Annotated in this window: 13 protein-coding genes and 1 tRNA gene; 7 read left to right on the plus strand and 7 right to left on the minus strand. The window is 72.3% G+C overall.

Features of this window, described 5'->3' with window-relative positions:
- Nucleotides 1-106 precede the first annotated feature (106 nt).
- Nucleotides 107-865, minus strand: a complete 759-nt coding sequence (locus JUB10_RS00110) for an LmeA family phospholipid-binding protein (protein ID WP_207453118.1) — start codon at nucleotides 863-865, stop codon at nucleotides 107-109.
- A 1-nt stretch (nucleotide 866) separates the two neighbouring features.
- Nucleotides 867-2,525 carry an arginine--tRNA ligase gene (argS, locus tag JUB10_RS00115; protein WP_207453120.1) on the minus strand — a complete coding sequence of 553 codons (1,659 nt, stop codon included), beginning with the start codon at nucleotides 2,523-2,525 and terminating at the stop codon, nucleotides 867-869.
- Nucleotides 2,526-2,656: 131 nt separating this feature from the next.
- Here argS and JUB10_RS00120 point away from each other — a divergent pair, with 131 nt between their 5' ends.
- Complete coding sequence (locus tag JUB10_RS00120; RefSeq protein WP_207453122.1) at nucleotides 2,657-3,280, plus strand: iron ABC transporter ATP-binding protein; 624 nt, start codon at nucleotides 2,657-2,659, stop codon at nucleotides 3,278-3,280.
- Nucleotides 3,281-3,304: 24 nt separating this feature from the next.
- On the opposite strand, the gene JUB10_RS00125 is transcribed toward JUB10_RS00120, so the two are convergent.
- Nucleotides 3,305-4,099, minus strand: coding sequence for a transglutaminase-like domain-containing protein (locus JUB10_RS00125; RefSeq protein WP_207453124.1), 795 nt, complete (start codon nucleotides 4,097-4,099; stop codon nucleotides 3,305-3,307).
- 56 nt (nucleotides 4,100-4,155) lie between these two features.
- On the opposite strand from JUB10_RS00125, the gene JUB10_RS00130 reads away from it, so the two are divergent.
- The 3 genes from JUB10_RS00130 to tyrS all read left to right on the plus strand — a co-directional run bounded on the left by JUB10_RS00130 (nucleotide 4,156) and on the right by tyrS (nucleotide 8,010).
- Nucleotides 4,156-4,230 (plus strand) — tRNA-Arg (locus JUB10_RS00130).
- A 272-nt stretch (nucleotides 4,231-4,502) separates the two neighbouring features.
- Nucleotides 4,503-6,566 (plus strand): acyl-CoA dehydrogenase family protein, encoded by a 2,064-nt coding sequence (locus JUB10_RS00135; RefSeq protein ID WP_207453126.1) that lies wholly within the window; start codon nucleotides 4,503-4,505, stop codon nucleotides 6,564-6,566.
- A 229-nt stretch (nucleotides 6,567-6,795) separates the two neighbouring features.
- A complete protein-coding gene (gene tyrS, locus JUB10_RS00140) occupies nucleotides 6,796-8,010 on the plus strand; it encodes a tyrosine--tRNA ligase (protein ID WP_207453128.1) in 1,215 nt (404 codons plus the stop codon).
- 37 nt (nucleotides 8,011-8,047) lie between these two features.
- Here tyrS and JUB10_RS00145 read toward each other — a convergent pair whose 3' ends face one another.
- Nucleotides 8,048-8,626 carry a helix-turn-helix domain-containing protein gene (locus JUB10_RS00145; protein WP_207453130.1) on the minus strand — a complete coding sequence of 193 codons (579 nt, stop codon included), beginning with the start codon at nucleotides 8,624-8,626 and terminating at the stop codon, nucleotides 8,048-8,050.
- A 73-nt stretch (nucleotides 8,627-8,699) separates the two neighbouring features.
- Here JUB10_RS00145 and JUB10_RS00150 point away from each other — a divergent pair, with 73 nt between their 5' ends.
- Entirely contained in the window at nucleotides 8,700-9,677 is a 978-nt protein-coding gene (locus JUB10_RS00150; RefSeq protein WP_207453133.1) for an NAD(P)/FAD-dependent oxidoreductase, read from the plus strand.
- Nucleotides 9,678-9,680: 3 nt separating this feature from the next.
- Here the strand turns inward: JUB10_RS00150 and JUB10_RS00155 are convergent, their stop codons facing one another.
- Together JUB10_RS00155 and JUB10_RS00160 are read right to left on the minus strand one after the other, a co-directional pair.
- Nucleotides 9,681-11,123 carry a protein kinase domain-containing protein gene (locus JUB10_RS00155; protein ID WP_207453142.1) on the minus strand — a complete coding sequence of 481 codons (1,443 nt, stop codon included), beginning with the start codon at nucleotides 11,121-11,123 and terminating at the stop codon, nucleotides 9,681-9,683.
- Nucleotides 11,124-11,217: 94 nt separating this feature from the next.
- Nucleotides 11,218-11,703 (minus strand): GNAT family N-acetyltransferase, encoded by a 486-nt coding sequence (locus JUB10_RS00160; RefSeq protein WP_307859020.1) that lies wholly within the window; start codon nucleotides 11,701-11,703, stop codon nucleotides 11,218-11,220.
- Between the two features lie 65 nt (nucleotides 11,704-11,768).
- On the opposite strand from JUB10_RS00160, the gene JUB10_RS00165 reads away from it, so the two are divergent.
- Nucleotides 11,769-12,869, plus strand: coding sequence for a glycerate kinase (locus tag JUB10_RS00165; RefSeq protein WP_207453144.1), 1,101 nt, complete (start codon nucleotides 11,769-11,771; stop codon nucleotides 12,867-12,869).
- Nucleotides 12,870-12,925: 56 nt separating this feature from the next.
- Here the strand turns inward: JUB10_RS00165 and JUB10_RS00170 are convergent, their stop codons facing one another.
- A complete protein-coding gene (locus tag JUB10_RS00170) occupies nucleotides 12,926-14,356 on the minus strand; it encodes a helix-turn-helix domain-containing protein (RefSeq protein WP_207453146.1) in 1,431 nt (476 codons plus the stop codon).
- 107 nt (nucleotides 14,357-14,463) lie between these two features.
- Here JUB10_RS00170 and JUB10_RS00175 point away from each other — a divergent pair, with 107 nt between their 5' ends.
- Entirely contained in the window at nucleotides 14,464-16,350 is a 1,887-nt protein-coding gene (locus JUB10_RS00175) for a phosphoenolpyruvate carboxykinase (GTP) (protein ID WP_207453147.1), read from the plus strand.
- The last annotated feature ends 74 nt before the right edge of the window (nucleotides 16,351-16,424 follow it).

The following is a 16,424-nucleotide window of genomic DNA, read 5'->3' on the forward strand; positions in this document are numbered from 1 at the left end:
ACGGGCGATGTCTGGGGGTGAGAGCGAGCGGACCCGGATTGGTCCCTGAAGCCGAGGAAATGATAGCGGGACCCCCGACACCGCCTCGGGCGCCGGAGTCCCCGGGTTACGAGCAGGAGCCGGTCTGCTGCAGCGCGTCGGCCGAGAGCGGCACGTCGCTGCCCTCGACCTCGACGCTCACGCCGTCGGGCGAGACGTCGATGCCCTGCAGGGTGAACGCCGCGGGCAGGAGCGCCGCGGCGCACAGTCGCTGGTCGAAGCGGCCCGGATCGATGAGCTCGCCGAGGTTCACCTGCGCGTTCCCGGATGCCACCTCGAGCGCTGTCGCGCGCAGCAGCACGCTGTCGCCGTCGAGCTCCGGCACGAGCGTGACGACGATCGAGGGCTCGATGACGAGGAGGTCGACGACCGTCTCGTAGGTGATCTCGCCGTCGCCGAACGAGATCGACTCGTTGCCGCCCTCCGGCAGCGCGAGGCCCGCGCGCACGGCATCCGGGGAGAGGAGGAAGGTTCCCTCCATCCGCTCGACGCTGCCGGTGCGCTCGATCGGCACCCCGAAGGCGGAGAGGTCGGCGTCGACCGCGGTGCCGCCGACGATGAGATCGGGAGCGGTGACGTCGACCCGGTCGAGCGACCCGGCGAGCACCTGCGCGGTGAACGGGAAGCCCTGGATCGACGCGTCGACGTCGCCGGCGCCGCCGAGCTGCTCGCGCAGTTCGGTCTCGATGCGGTCCTCGGCGATCGAGCGGCCGACCGTCTCGGCGAGCACGAAGGCCGCGACGATGAGCAGCACCACGACGAGCGCGAGGACGAGGAGGACCCGCCGTCCGCGTCCCCGGCGCCCGGTCGTCGTGGCGGAACTCACGTCACATCCGGTCCGGCGCTGCGACGCCGAGCAGCCCGAGGGCGTTGCGCAGCACCTGTCCGGTCGCGTCGTTGAGCCACAGGCGGGTGCGGTGCTGGTCGGTGACCGGCTCCTCGCCGAGCGGCGTGACGCGGCAGTTGTCGTACCACCGGTGGAAGAGGCCGGCGAGCTCCTCGATGTAGCGGGCGACGCGGTGGGGCTCGCGCAGCTCGGCCGCCTGGGCGACGACGCGCGGGAACTCCGCGAGGGCGCCGAGCAGGGCGCTCTCGGTCTCGTGGTCGAGCAGCGACGGCTCGAACGCGCTGCGGTCGACGCCGACCCCCTCGGCGTTGCGGGCGATCGACCGGGTGCGCGCGTGGGCGTATTGCACGTAGAAGACGGGGTTGTCGTTCGTGCGGCGCTTCAGCACCTCGGGGTCGAGGGTCAGCGGGGAGTCGGCGGGCGACCGGCCGAGCGAGTAGCGCAGGGCGTCGACGCCGAGCCAGGCCATGAGGTCGTTGAGCTCGATGATGTTGCCCGCGCGCTTCGACAGGCGCGCGCCGTTCACGTCGACGAGCTGCCCGATGAGCACCTCGATGTCGTTCTCGGGGTCGTCGCCGGCCGCGCCCGCAAGGGCCTTGAGCCGGTGCACGTAGCCGTGGTGGTCGGCGCCGAGAAGGTAGATCTTGTGCGGGAAGCCGCGGTCGCCCTTGGAGAGGTAGTAGGCGGCATCCGCGGCGAAGTACGTGTAGACGCCGTTGGAGCGGCGGATGACGCGGTCCTTGTCGTCGCCGAAGTCGGTCGTGCGCACCCAGACGGCGCCCTCGTCGTCGAAGACGTGACCCTGCTCGCGCAGCCGGTCGACGGCGGTGTCGATCTCGCTCTTCTGCCCGTCGACCGAGCGGTGCAGCTGGCGCTCGGAGAACCAGACGTCGAAGTGCACGCGGAAGCGCTCGAGCGAGTCCTGGATCTCCTGCAGCTGCAGCTGGTAGCCGCGCTCGCGGGCGAGCTCGAGGGCCTCGGCGGGGTCGAGCTCGGCGAGGTCCGGGCGCTCCTGAAGGATGCGGCGGGCGAGCTCGGCGATGTACTCGCCCGGGTAGCCGTTCTCCGGGGTCGGCTCGCCCTTGGCGGCGGCGAGGATGCTCGCGCCGAAGGCGTCCATCTGGTTGCCCGCGTCGTTGATGTAGAACTCGGTCGCCACCTCGGCCCCGGATGCCCGGAGCACCCGCGCGATCGAGTCGCCGAGCGCCGCCCAGCGGGTGTGACCGATGTGCAGCGGGCCGGTGGGGTTCGCGGACACGAACTCGAGGTTGATGACCTGGCCCTGAAGCTGCGTGTTCGAGCCGAAGGACTCGCCGGCCTCGACGATCTGCCTCGCGAGCGCACCGGCGGCGGCCGCGTCGAGCGTCACGTTGATGAAGCCGGGTCCGGCCACGTCGACGCTCTTGACGCCGTCGATCTGCTGCAGACCCTCCGCGACCTCGGCGGCGAGCTCACGCGGGTTCGCGCCGACGCGCTTGGCGAGCCTCATCGCCACGTTCGAGGCCCAGTCGCCGTGGTCGCGGTTGCGGGGGCGCTCGAGCTGCACGTCGGCGGCGGTGACCTCGAGCTCCGAGCCGCGTCGCTCGACCGCGTTCTGGACGACGGTGAGCAGGGACGCGGAGAGCTGGGCGGGAGTCACGGCCCTCAAGCTTAGGCCGTGCGGGCACCGGCGGGCCCGCGGCATCCGTTGAGGCAACGCACCAGTCACGATTCGATCATTTGTGCCGTGCCGCGGCTCGATCGCCGCGTCGTGCGGTGAAGATGGTCGCCATGACGTCCGTCCCCCGTCCTCTCAGCGCGCTGGCCGCCTCCGCCGTCGCGATCGTCCTGCTCGCCGGCTGCACGTCGCCGCAGAGCGCCGCGCCCGCCGTGACGGCGGAGCCCGCGGAGACCCCGGCGGCGTCCGCGTCGGCCGCGCCCTCGGCCGACCCCGCCGCGTCGCCGAGCGCGGCGCCCACGCCGGAGCGCGAGCCGATCCCGTTCAACGTCGCCTGCGACTCGCTGCTCACGGCGCAGCAGATCTACGACTTCAACCCGAACTTCGGCACGAACCCCGACTACTCCCCCGCGGCGGACTCCCTCGCGCAGGACGTCGTCGAGAACAACGCGGGCACGGCCTGCAGCTGGCTCAACCAGACGAGCGGCGAGACGATCGACATCGCCGTGGCCGCGATGCCCGCCGAGACGAGCGAGGAATACAAGAACGCCCTCGTCATGAACAGCAACTTCGTGCCGACGTACGGCGACGAGGCCTACTTCGAGATCGACGGCTCCGGCGCGGGTGTCGCGCAGGTCTTCAGCGGCGAGTACTACATCGCGGCGCAGTCGACCGTCTTCTACGAGCCGGGCGACGCGGAGCCCCTGATCGACGCGGTCATCGCCAACCTCGGCTGATCCCGCGCTCCTCCTCGAGGGGCGTCAGCGCAGCTGCACGAGTTCGCGCACGTCGTCGCGCGGCAGGTCGTCGACCACCGCGCCGACCTCCATCCGCCTCAGGATGAGGTCGGACCCGTGGTTGGTGAGGAACGCCGTGTCGGCGGCGTCGCGGCCGGTCGCGATGCGGACGAGGCTCTGCCGCGGCGCGAGCGCTGTCGCGTCGACGACGTGCCAGTCTCCCTCCACGTGCGCCTCGACGACGGCGTGGAAGTCCATCGGCTCGAGGCCCGGTGCGTAGACGCTGACGAGCCGGGCGGGCACGTCCATCGCGCGCAGCAGCGCGATCACGAGGTGGGCGTAGTCGCGGCACACCCCCTGCCGCAGCAGCAGGGTCTGCGTCGCTCCGTCGGTGACCTGGCTCGAGCCCGGCACGTAGGAGAGCCGATCGCCGACCCAGGACGAGACGGCGTCGAGCAGCGCCTTGCCGGTGAGCCCGGCGAACTCGCTGCGGGCGGTCGGCGTGAGCGAGTCGGACTCGCAGTAGCGGCTGGGACGGAGGTAGCCGATGAGGTCGAGGTCGCTCGTCGGCACGGGGTTGTGCCGCCCGGTCACCTCGGCGGCGTAGTCGATGCGCATGGTGCCGGCGCCGCTGTCGAAGAGGTGGAGCCGCGTGCCGTGACGGTCGACGACCTCCCGCCACTCGACGGGCCCGCCGTCGAGGGTGACGGTCAGCGCCTCGGAGGCGAGGTCGACGCCCTGGGCCACGGCGACCGAGAGCACGAGGTTCGTGCGTCCCGACAGCTCGAGTTCGAGTGATGAGAAGACGGAACGCTGCACCTGCCGATCCTGTCACGGCCCCCTCGTGCCGTGGGCTAGTCTTGTTCGCGTCCCCGGCCCCCATAGCTCAGGGGATAGAGCACTGCCCTCCGGAGGCAGGGGCGGAGGTTCGAATCCTCCTGGGGGCACCACACCTCGCCTTCGGCCGCGGCCCGGCCTCGACGAACGGCTGCTCGCTCCGACCAGCAGCGGCCAGAGGTCGCGTGGCGCGCCAGCGGCAGTGCCTCTCCGCACACGATCGTGACCGCGCTTTGTAGATTCCCGCGAAGCGCGCCGCACCGCGTCGCCGTCGTTTCGTACCCCGGATACGACGGACTTCGACTCGAACAGAACCCGTCCTACCGTGGTGCCGCCCGCCCGACGAGGGGCGGCGCCCTCGATCCGGTGGAACGAAAGAAGCTCGATGTCGACTCTCTCCGATCAGCCCACGGTGCCCTACGACCCGCCCGCCGACGTCCCCTCCGTCGACGTCGACTGGCTCGGCCGCTACCTGCTCGGACAGTGGGCGGACGAACGCCTCGCCACCCGCGACGCGATCAGGAACAACCCGCAACTGCACCGCGTCGACGGGCTCGGCATGGACGAGCACCGCGAGCGCGTGCTGCACCAGCTCGGAATCCTGGTCGAGGAGGGCGCCGTGCACCGAGCCTTCCCGAAGTACGTCGGGGGCTCGGAGAACCACGGCGGCAACATCGCGAGCTTCGAGGAGCTCGTGCTCGCCGACCCGAGCCTGCAGATCAAGTCGGGCGTGCAGTGGGGCCTCTTCGGCTCCGCGGTCATGCACCTGGGCACGGAGGAGCACCACCGCCGCTTGCTCCCGGCGATCATGAGCCTCGAGGTGCCCGGCGCCTTCGCGATGACCGAGACCGGGCACGGGTCGGATGTCTCGTCGATCGGCACCACCGCGACGTACGACCCGGAGACCGAGGAGTTCGTCGTGCACACGCCGTTCCGCGCGGCCTGGAAGGACTACCTCGGCAACGCGGCGCTGCACGGCAAGGCCGCGACGGTGTTCGCGCAGCTCATCACGGGCGGCGTCAACCACGGCGTGCACTGCTTCTACGTGCCGCTGCGCGATGACGAGGGCCACTTCCTCCCCGGCATCGGCGGTGAGGACGACGGCCTCAAGGGCGGGCTCAACGGCATCGACAACGGTCGGCTGCACTTCGACCACGTGCGCATTCCGCGCACGAACCTGCTCAACAGGTACGGCGACGTCGCGCCCGACGGCACCTACAGCTCCCCCATCGAGAGCCCAGGCCGCCGGTTCTTCACGATGCTCGGCACCCTCGTGCAGGGCCGGGTCTCGCTCGACGGATCGGCGACGCTCGCGGCGAAGCTCGCCCTGCACGTGGCGATCACCTACGCGACGCAGCGCCGGCAGTTCCCCGGAGCCGGCAGCGAGGAGGTCGTGCTGCTCGACTACCAGCGCCACCAGCGACGGCTGCTCCCCCGCCTCGCCCAGACCTACGCGATGAGCTTCGCCCACGAGGACTTCCTCGAGGTGTTCGACGGTGTGTTCTCGGGCCGCAAGGCATCCGACGACGACCGGCAGGACCTCGAGACGATCGCCGCCGCACTCAAGCCGCTGTCGACCTGGGCGGCGCTCGACATCCTGCAGGAGGCGCGCGAGGCGTGCGGCGGCGCCGGGTTCCTCGCGCAGAACCGTGTCGCCCAGCTGCGTGCCGACCTCGACATCTACGTGACGTTCGAGGGCGACAACAACGTGCTGCTGCAACTGGTCGCCAAGCGACTGCTCGGCGACTACGCCAAGCGGTTCAAGAAGGCGGATGCCGCGACGATGGCCCGCTACGTGGCCGGGCAGTTCGGCTCCTCCGCGCTCGACCGCTCAGGGCTGCGCCAGGTCGGCCAGCGCGTCGCGGACTTCGGTTCGACCGCGCGCTCCGTCGGTCAGGTGCGCGACGCCGCGGCGCAGCGCCAGCTGCTGACCGACCGCGTCGAGACCATGGTGGCGGAGCTCGCCGGGCGCCTGCGTGCCGCGTCGAAGCTCGACCCCGTCGCCGGGCAGAAGCTGTTCAACGAGAACCAGAACGAGCTGCTCGAGGCGGCCCGCGCGCACGGCGAGCTGCTGCAGTGGGAGTCGTTCACGGCCGCGGTCGACCGTGTCGAGCACCCCGGCACGAAGCAGGTGCTCACGTGGCTGCGCGACCTCTTCGGGCTCGGCCTCATCGAGCGGAACGCGGCGTGGTACCTGATCCACGGGCGGCTCTCGGGGCAGCGGGCCCAGGCGATCACCGACTACATCGACGACCGGCTGCTCCCCCGCCTCCGCCCGCACGCGCTCGACCTCGTCGCGGCCTTCCGTCTCGAGCCGGAGCACGTCCGCGCCGAGATCGCCTCGGGGGCCGAGCAGCAGCGCCAGGACGAGGCCCGGGCGTACTACGCCGAGCTCGAGGCATCCGGTCTGGCCCCGGTGCCCGAGAAGAAGTCGGGCGCCCAGCGCTGAGCCGTGGGAGGCGGGCGTCCCCCGCCTCCCACCATCGGCTACGCTCCTTCTCGTGATCGCACCCGCCTCGACGTATCGACCGGCTCTGGCCAGAGCCGGCAGCGCCTAGCGCGCGATCACCGCTCCCGCCAGAGCCAAGGCAGAGACCATCCGGTCTCTGCCTTTTCCGTTTCCGCGGGAGCGACTCTGGCCACGGGCCCGTCCTCCCGCTCCACGAGAGGACGAATCAATGCCAGACGCGCAGGCCGCTCTCGCGCCGCTCCGGCGCACCATCGACGAGATCGTCGGCGAGTACCAGTTGCTCGACCGGCTGGCATCGGGGCGGCAGCTCCGCATCAAGTACGGCGTCGACTGCACCGCGCCGCACCTGCACCTCGGTCACGCAGTGAACCTGTGGATGATGCGCTCGCTGCAGGACCAGGGACACCGCGTGATCTTCCTGCTGGGCGATCTCACCACTCGGATCGGCGACCCGAGCGGTCGCAGCGAGACCAGACCGACTCTGCCGCCCGAGGCGATCGAGGCGAACGCGCAGGCGTTCCTCGCCCAGGCGAGTCTCGTGCTGAGGACGGAGCCCGAACTGCTCGAGGTGCGGCGGAACTCCGAGTGGTACGACCGGATGCCGGTGCCGCGGCTGCTCGAGCTGTTCGCCCTCACGACGCAGGCGCAACTCATGGCGAGGGACATGTTCCGCCAGCGCGTCGCGGAGGGCCGGGAGATCGCACTGCACGAGCTCGTCTACCCCGTGCTCCAGGGCTTCGACAGCGTCGAGATCGACAGCGACCTCACGATCGTCGGCTCCGATCAGCTCTTCAACGAGCTGATGGGGCGCCACTACCAGCAGCGACTCGGTCGCGAGCCGCAGACCGTCATCACCTCCCGCATCACGCCGGGACTCGACGGCGGCGCCAAGCAGTCGAAGTCGCTCGGCAACTACGTCGCGCTCACCGACTCGCCGGACGAGAAGTTCGGCAAGCTGATGAGCCTGCGCGACGAGCTCGTCGAGGAGTGGGCGGCCGTCTACACCGCGCTGCCGGACGAGCGCGTCGCCGAGCTCGGTGCGGCGTCCCGGCACGGCGGGCGCGCCGCTCGGGATGCGAAGCTCGTCCTCGCCGAGGCGGTGGTGGCGCGGCACCACGATGCGACCGAAGCATCCGGCGCCCGCCGCCGCTTCGTCTCCGTCTTCGCAGAGGGCGCCGTGCCCGACGACCTGCCGGTCGTGGCCCTGGCCGCGAAGCCCCTGACGCCTCTCGAGGTGCTGACGGCCGCGCGACCCGAGCTCAGCAACTCGGCCCGCCGCCGACTGCTCGCGGCGGGGGCGGTACGGCTCGACGGGCGGGTGCTCGCCGAGAGCGACGTGGTCGCCCTCGAGGGCCGCGAAGCCGTTCTGCGCACCGGCCCCCGCACCTGGGCGAGGCTCACGCCGACCCCGGCGGCCGGCTGACCGGCGCGGCTGACGGGGCGGCCCTGCGCCGCCCCCGTCAGCCGCGCCGGCCCGTGCTCGCCCGCACGTGGGCCTTCTCGCCCTGCTTGCCGAAGAGGCTGAGGAACTCGACCGATTCGGGCCCCGCGGCGCCGAACCAGTGGGGCACACGCGTGTCGAACTCGGCCGCCTCGCCCGGCGTCAGCACGAGGTCCTGGTCGCCGAGCACGAGGCGCAGCCGGCCGTTGAGCACGTACACCCACTCGTAGCCCTCGTGGGTCTTGGGTTCCGGATGCCGCCGGTCCGGCCCACTCGGGATCACGAACTTGTAGGCCTGGATGCCGCCCGCCCGGCGCGTGAGCGGCAGCATCGTCATGCCGTGGCGCGCCACGGGTCGCAGGTTCACCCGGGGGTCGCCCGTGAGCGGCGCCCCGACCAGCTCGTCGAGTGTCACGGCGTGCGCTCGGGCGAGGGGCAGCAGCAGCTCGAGGGTGGGTCTGCGGGTGCCGCTCTCGAGCCGGGACAGCGTGCTGACCGAGATGCCCGTCTCCTCCGACAGCTCGGTGAGCGTGACCTCGCGCCGGGCGCGCAGCGCTCGCAGCCTGGGGCCCACCCCCTGCAGTACCTCGTCGTCCATGCGATCAGTTTGCCGTAGTGGCAAAAGAACTTGCTGCGATGGAGGCCCCGGCGGCACGGTTCTCGCGGAGGTGATGACGGTGACCGAGAACGAGGCCCGTTACGACGTGGTGGTGATCGGCGGCGGTGCCGCCGGGTTGAGTGGGGCGCTGATGCTGGCGAGAGCGCGCCGGTCGGTGCTCGTGGTGGACGCGGGCACTCCCCGCAATGCTCCGGCCGAGGCGGTGCACGGGCTCTTCGCGCGGGACGGTGTGCCGCCCGCCGAGCTGCTCGCCACCGGCCGCGGCGAGGTGCGGCGGTACGGCGGCGCGGTGATCGACGGGCGCGTCGTGGAGGTGAGCCGCGACGACGGCGGCCTGCGGGTCGAGCTCGAGGGCGGCCACGCGATCGGGGCCAGGCGGCTGCTCGTGGCATCCGGGGTCGTCGACGCACTGCCGGATGTCGCGGGGCTGCGCGAGCGGTGGGGACGCGACGTCGTGCACTGCCCCTACTGCCACGGCTGGGAGGTGCGCGACCGGCGGATCGGCGTGCTCGCGACGGGACCGCGGGCGATGCACCAGGTGCAGCTGTTCCGGCAGTGGAGCGACGACGTCGTGCTGCTGCTGAACGACGCGATGGAGCCGTCCGGGCAGGAGGCGGAGGAGCTCGCGGCGCGCGGCATCGAGGTGGTGGCGGGCGCCGTGGCATCCGTCGAGGTGCGCGGCGACGCCCTGACCGGGGTGCGACTGGCCGACGGGCGCCTCGTCGACCTGGGCGCGCTCGCGGTCGCGACGCGTACCGACGCCCGCGCGGAGTTCCTCGCGCCGCTGGGACTCGAGCCGGCGCCGCATCCGTCGGGCATGGGCTCGACGATCGCGGCGGATGCGTTCGGCCGCACGGCGGCGCCCGGCGTGTGGGTCGCGGGTAACGCCGCGGACATGAGCGCGCAGGTCGGCGGCGCGGCAGCGGCGGGGGCGATGGCGGCGGCGCAGATCAACATGGACCTCGTCACCGAGGAGATCGCGTCCGCCGTGACGGCGCGGCGGGACACCGCCGTACCGGCCGGGAGCTGAGGGTCAGCCGGCGACCGGGGGCGGGAGCAGGGCGTCGCGCTGCTCCTTCATGATCTGCGCGGAGAGCCGCAGTTCGAGCTCGGTCATGACGATGCCCGCGAGCTCGGTGAGCAGTTCGAGGTCGCGCTCACCGAAGCTCCGGGGCTGCCGGTCGAACACGCACAGGGCGCCGATGTTGTGTCCCGTCCGGGTGCGCAGAGGCACGCCCGCGTAGAACTGCACGTTCGGGTCGCCGACGACGAGCGGGTTGTTCGAGGTGCGGGGATCGCTTCGAGGGTTCTCGATCACGAGCGGCTCCTCGTCGAGGATCGCCCACGAGCAGAAGGCGGTGTCGCGCGGCACCTCCTCGAAGTCGAAGCCGACGTTCGACTTGAACCACGCCCGCTCCCGGTCGAGGATCGTGACGAGCGCGATCGGCACGTCGAGCGCGTGGCTCGCGAGGGCGGTGACCCGGTCGAAGGCCTCCTCCGGTGCGGAGTCGAGGATGCCGAGCAGGTGCACGGCCTCGCTGCGCTCGGTCTCGGTGGCTGGCCGCGTCGCGACGGCGGTGCCGGCCTCGCCCGCGAGCTCGGCGACCACGAGGTCGCGGAGCGCGGTCGCCGCCTCAGCGGGCGACGGGCGGTCCTCCGGCGCCCTCGCCGTCATCCGGCGCAGCAGGTCCTGCCACCCCTCGGGCAGGTGCTCGGGGATCGGCGGGTCGTTGACGAGCCGTGCAGCGGCGGAGTCGTACACCGTGCCGGGGAAGACGAGCTCGCCGGTCAAACACTCGAGCAGCACGAGCCCGAGTGAGTAGATGTCGCTGCTGTTGTCGACGGGCTTGCCGAGGGCCTGCTCGGGACTGAGGTAGGCCGCCGTGCCGGTGGAGAGCTCGAGCTGCCCGGTCGCCGTGGCGCGCTGTGCGATACCGAAGTCGATGAGCCGCGCCCGACGGCGTCCGTTGGTGCTCGTGTAGTCGACGAGCATGATGTTGCCCGGCTTGATGTCGCGGTGCACGACCTTGCGGTACTCGAGGTACTCCAGCGCCTCCGCGACGTCGAAGCCGAGGTAGGCGGTCTCCCGCAGGCTGAGCGGGCCGCCGCGCAGCCGCTGGCGCAGGCTCTCGCCTCCGATGCGCTCCATGACGAGATAGATGCGCGGACGTCCGTCGCCGGCGAGGCCGAGGCCGACGTCGAGCAGCGGCACGAGGCCGTGGTGCGAGAGGTTCGCGAGCAGGCGGATCTCGCGCTCCTGCTGGGCGACCTCCTCCTCGGTGACGGCGTCGGTGCGGAAGATCTTGACGGCGACCGGCCGGTCGAGCTGCTCGTCGTGGGCGGCGTAGACGATCGACGAGCCGCCGGACGAGATGCGGTCCCCGAGCCGGTAGCGGCGCAGGAGGAGCGCGCCCGTGTCCTCGGGCGGGGTGTCACCGCGGCCGCGCCGGGTGGAGGGGACGTCGCTGGGAGTCATCCTCAACCGCGGCGATCGAATCGGGTCACTTCAGCAGCATAAGCGCAGCCGCGCCCCCGCCCGCCGCCCCCGGCTTCCTGTACGAACGGCCGGATCAGAGGCTCTTCTCGTAGCAGAGCGAGTTGGGCATCGTGCGGCGGTACGGCTCGTAGACGGGGATCGGGGTGTAGCCGAGCTTCTCGTAGAGGGAGATCGCCTCCGGCTGCGCGTGACCGGTCTGCAGGATGACCCGGCGACCGCCGTGGCGGCGGGCCCGCTCCTCGATCGCGGCCATGATCGCCTTCGCCACGCCCTTACCCCGGGCGGCGGGGTCGACGATCACCTTCTTGATCTCGAGCGCGTCGTCGCGGGTGCGGAGCGCGGCGTGCCCGACGGCGTCGCCGTTCTCGTCGAGCGCGAGCACGGTCGCGACCACCGAGTCGCCGTGCAGGGCGAGCACCCGTGAGCGCTCCGCGGTGATCTCGGGGTCCTCCTCGATCTGGTTCAGCGCGTAGCGGTCGACCATCTCGGCGTCGAGCCGGTCGCGGAGGTCGATGGCGCGGGGGTCGTCCCAGGGGACGTCGACGATCAGGGGTGACACGTCGTTCGAGACTAGACGGATGCCGCTCAGCGGGCCGAACCGGCGGCGCTCGCTAGGGTCGGAGCGTGGCCTTCACCGTCGTCGTCGCACCCGATTCGTTCAAGGGCAGCCTGGACGCCCGCTCCGTGGCATCCGCGATCCGCGAGGGCTGGCTCTCGGTGCGACCGGGCGACGAGGTGCTGCTGCACCCGCAGGCCGACGGCGGCGAGGGCACGCTCGACGCGGTCGAGGCGGCGATCCCCGGAGCGCGTCGTGTCAGCGCCGGCGAGGTGCTCGGTCCGGACGGGCGACCCACCCCTGGCGAGTGGCTGCAGCTGCCCGACGGCACCGCCGTCGTCGAACTCGCGCAGATGTCCGGGCTGCCGCTCATGGGCGAACTCGACGCGCTCGGCGCGACCACGCGCGGCCTCGGGCAGGTGCTGCGCGCCGCGGCCGAGTCTGGCGCGAAGCGCATCCTCGTCGGGCTCGGCGGCTCCGCGTCGACCGACGCCGGGGCCGGCGCGCTCGCCGAGCTGGGCCTCGTCGCCGAGGGCGGTTCCTTGATCGAGGGCGGCGCCGGGCTCGCCGGGATCCGCTCGCTCGACGCGTCGGAGATGGTGACCCCTCCCCCGTTCGGCGTCGAGCTGCTGACGGATGTCACGGCGCCCCTGTTCGGGCCGACGGGCGCGGCCGCGGTGTTCGGGCCGCAGAAGGGCGCGAGCCCCGCCGAGGTCGTCGAGCTCGACGGGCTGCTGCGCCACTTCGCCGAGCTCGGCGGGGGCGACCCGCACTACCCCGGCACCGGCGCCGCGGGCGGCACGGGGTACGGACTCGCGACGTTCTGGGGCGCCGGGATCACCTCCGGCGCCGACCACCTCGCCGAACTCACCGGGCTGACCGACGCGATCGCGGCGGCCGACCTCGTGCTCACGGGCGAGGGGCGCTTCGACTCGCAATCGCTCGGCGGCAAGGTGGTCGGGCAGCTGCTCCAGCGGGCGGATGCCGCGGGCACCCGCGTCGGCGTCATCGCGGGCTCGGTCGACGCGGTCGCCGAGGCCGCGGGCGAGCCCGTCTGGACGGCGGCGCTCGTCGGCTACGCGGGCTCGGTCGAGGCGGCGATCGCCGAGCCGGCGCGCTGGCTGCACGAGGCGGGCGCCGACGCGGCGCGGGCTCTCGGCCGGGACTGACGCGGTCGCGGAGGTCGAGTAGCGCCACACCGTCGGTCGAGTAGCGCCGGAGCGGGCTACCGCGGCGCGTGCGCCTCGAGGAACTCGTACAGCTCCTGGTCGTCGACGCCGGGGAAGGTGCCGCTCGGCAGCGGCGACAGGATGTGCGCGTGGAGCTTCGCGCTCGACCACGCCTTGCCCTTCCACCGCTCGGCGAGCTGCGCCGGCGGGCGCTTGCAGCACGAGACATCCGGGCACCTCGATACCTCCCGCACGGTCGTCTCACGCCCGCGGAACCACTTGGCGTCGGCGAACGGCACCCCGACCGTGATCGAGAACTCCCCGGTCGACGCCGAGCCGATCTGCGCCGAGTCCCAGAACGTCCCCTCCGGGGTGTCGGTGTACTGGTAGAACTCGGTCGTGCGCGTCGTGCGGTCGAACGCCCGCCGCGCGGCCCAGTGCCGGCACACGAACTGCCCCTCCGTCGAGCCGGTCACGTCGACCGGCAGCCGCAGGCCGTCGTTCTCGTACGCCTTGTAGACGGCGCCGTCGTCGCCCGCGCGCAGGAAGTGCACCGTCATGCCGAGGTGTGTCGTCGCGAGGTTCGTGAACCGCAGCGCCGCGGCCTCGTGGGTGACGCCGAACGCGTCGCGGAAGTCCTCGACGGCGATGTCGCGGTGCTGCCGGCGCGCCTTGAGGAACGTCACGGACTGCTCGAGCGGCATGAGGCAGGCCGCCGCGAAGTAGTTGATCTCGAGCCGCTGCCGGAGGAACTCGGCGTAGTCCGCCGGCTCCGAGTGCTCGAGCACGCGGTGCGCCATCGCCTGCAGCGCCATCGAGCGCAGACCGTGTCCGCCGGGGATGGAGGCGGGCGGCAGGTAGATCCGGCCGTGTTCGAGGTCGGTCACGCTGCGGGTCGAGTGCGGCAGCGTCGAGACGTAGATGAGCTCGAAACCGAGCCGCTCGGCCATCACGCTCACGGAGCGGTGGGTGAGCGCGCCGGTCGTGTGGCCGACGTCGCGCAGCATCCTGCTCGCGATCTCCTCGATCTCGGCGATGTGGTTGTCCTCGCCGCGCATGTGCTCGCGCAGCTCGGTGTTCGCCCGGCGCGCCTCCTCCGGCGTCGCGATCGCATCGCGGCTGCGGCGGGCGAGCTCGCGGTGCAGTCCGACGAGCGCCTCGAGCGTCTCCTGCGGCATCGACCGGGTGACACGGATGTCGGGCAGCCCGAGCTGGCGGTACAGCGGCCCCTGCTGCAACCGCTCGAGCTCGACCTCGAGCGCGGCCCGTTCGGTCGGCGGCGTCTCGTCGAGCAGGTCGGCGAGGCGCACGTCGAGCGCGGCCGCGAGCTGCTCGAGCACGGAGAGGCGCGGCTCACGCCGGCCGTTCTCGATCATCGACAGCTGGCTCGGCGCGATGCCGACGCGCCCACCGAGCTGGTCGAGCGTGAGCCCCTTCGCCACCCGGAAGTGGCGCAGGCGCTGCCCGAGCATCAGAAGTTCCGCCATTCGTGAACGGTAGTGAAGAAGCACGGAAGTTCACAAGCACTGACCCTTCTGATCGTCTCCCCGGGCCGTCACGGTGGAAACACCAGGCGATCTTCGAGGAGGCCCCCATGACCCTGACCGCCCCCGACCTGCCGAGCGAGGCACTCCCCCGCCTCGAGTCCGCCGCGACTCCACTGACCTTCGCCGCACCCGCCGGGGTCGCCCCCGCCGTCGCCGCATGGGTCACGGAGCTCGCAGAGCTCACCCGCCCCGACCGGGTCGAATGGTGCGACGGGTCGCAGGCGGAGTTCGACCGGCTGACCCGCCGCATGGTCGCGACGGGCACGATCGAGCCGCTCGCCTCCGAGCACCGGCACTACAGCTTCCTCGCCCGCTCGGCTCCCGACGACGTCGCCCGGGTCGAGTCGCGCACGTTCATCTGCTCCGAGCGCGAGGAGGACGCGGGGCCGACGAACAACTGGTCCGAGCCCGGCGCGATGCGGGAGACGCTGGCCGGGCTCTTCGCCGGGAGCATGCGCGGCCGCACGATGTACGTCGTCCCGTTCTCGATGGGTCCGGTCGGCGGGGCGATGTCCCGCCTGGGCGTGCAGGTGACCGACTCCCCCTACGTCGTGGCGAGCATGCGCGTGATGACGCGGATGGGCAGCGCGGCCCTCGAGGCCCTGCGGCCCGGGACCGACTGGGTGCGCGCCGCGCACACGGTCGGGATGCCGCTCGTCGACGACCGCGGCATCCGGCGCGCCGACGTGCCGTGGCCGTGCAACGAGACGAAGTACATCTCGCACTTCCCCGAGACGCGGGAGATCTTCTCCTTCGGCTCCGCGTACGGCGGCAACGCGATCCTCGCCAAGAAGGCCTTCGCCCTGCGGATCGCGAGCGTCATGGCCCGCGACGAGGGCTGGCTCGCCGAGCACATGCTGCTGGTGCGGGTGATCTCGCCAGAGGGTCGCCGGTTCCACGTCGCGGCCGCCTTCCCGTCGGCGTGCGGCAAGACGAACTTCGCGATGCTGAAGCCGACCCTGCCCGGCTGGCGCGTGGAGACGCTCGGCGACGACATCGTCTGGCTCGCCCCCGACCCCGACGGCGGACTGCGGGCGATCAACCCCGAGGCCGGCCTGTTCGGCGTCGCGCCCGGCACCGGCTGGGCCACGAACCCGACCGCGATGGAGACGCTGTGGGGCAACACGATCTTCACGAACGTCGCGCTGCGGCCCGACGGCGACGTGTGGTGGGAGGGCATGACGGATGACGCCCCCGAGCGCCTCCTCGACTGGCGCGGTGAGGACTGGACGCCCGCCTCGGCGGAGCCCGCGGCGCACCCGAACGCCCGGTTCACGGTGCCACTCGCACAGTGCCCGTCGGTCGCCGACGACTGGGACTCGCCCGCGGGGGTCCACGTCGACGCGATCGTGTTCGGCGGACGGCGCCGCACCAACGTGCCGCTCGTCACCGAGGCGCGCGACTGGGAGCACGGCGTCTTCCTCGGCGCGACGATCGCCTCGGAGCAGACGGCCGCGGCCGAGGGCACCGTCGGCGAGCTGCGCCGCGACCCCTTCGCCATGCTGCCCTTCTGCGGCTACAACATGGCCGACTACTTCGGCCACTGGCTCGCCCTCGGCGAGCGCCTGCGCGGCACCGGCCGCATGCCGCGCGTCTTCCAGGTCAACTGGTTCCGCCGCGACGAGGACGGCTCGTTCCTCTGGCCGGGCTTCGGCGAGAACGGCCGGGTGCTGGCCTGGATGCTCGACCGCGTCGCGGGCCGGCTGCCCGCGGTCGACACTCCGCTCGGTCTCGCGCCGCGGCTCGACGACCTGCCGCTCGACGGGCTCGAACTGCAGCCCGGCGCCCTCGAGCGGCTCTTCGCGGTCGAGCCGGCCGCCTGGCGTGACGAGCTCGACGACACCGAGGCGTTCTTCGCTCGGTTCGGCGAGCGGATGCCGCCGCAGCTGCCGCGGCAGCTCGACCGGCTGCGCACGCGGCTCGGCCTCGACTAGGGAGCTCGCGCCGGCCTCCGGCACTGCCTCGACTCCGGGCCGGCGCTTCGGCATCCGGGTTCTCGGCTCGCTCC

This window comes from Desertivibrio insolitus (assembly GCF_017355965.1).
Lineage (GTDB): Bacteria > Actinomycetota > Actinomycetes > Actinomycetales > Microbacteriaceae > JAFIQW01.

What these genes read in the sequence shown, in the direction of transcription:
- JUB10_RS00120 (WP_207453122.1), top strand. Translation starts at nt 2,657, where the DNA reads ATGACGTCCGTCCCCCGTCCTCTCAGCGCGCTGGCCGCCTCCGCCGTC.
- JUB10_RS00135 (WP_207453126.1), top strand. Translation starts at nt 4,503, where the DNA reads ATGTCGACTCTCTCCGATCAGCCCACGGTGCCCTACGACCCGCCCGCC.
- tyrS (WP_207453128.1), top strand. Translation starts at nt 6,796, where the DNA reads ATGCCAGACGCGCAGGCCGCTCTCGCGCCGCTCCGGCGCACCATCGAC.
- JUB10_RS00145 (WP_207453130.1), bottom strand. Translation starts at nt 8,626, where the DNA reads ATGGACGACGAGGTACTGCAGGGGGTGGGCCCCAGGCTGCGAGCGCTG.
- JUB10_RS00150 (WP_207453133.1), top strand. Translation starts at nt 8,700, where the DNA reads ATGACGGTGACCGAGAACGAGGCCCGTTACGACGTGGTGGTGATCGGC.
- JUB10_RS00155 (WP_207453142.1), bottom strand. Translation starts at nt 11,123, where the DNA reads ATGACTCCCAGCGACGTCCCCTCCACCCGGCGCGGCCGCGGTGACACC.
- JUB10_RS00170 (WP_207453146.1), bottom strand. Translation starts at nt 14,356, where the DNA reads ATGGCGGAACTTCTGATGCTCGGGCAGCGCCTGCGCCACTTCCGGGTG.
- JUB10_RS00175 (WP_207453147.1), top strand. Translation starts at nt 14,464, where the DNA reads ATGACCCTGACCGCCCCCGACCTGCCGAGCGAGGCACTCCCCCGCCTC.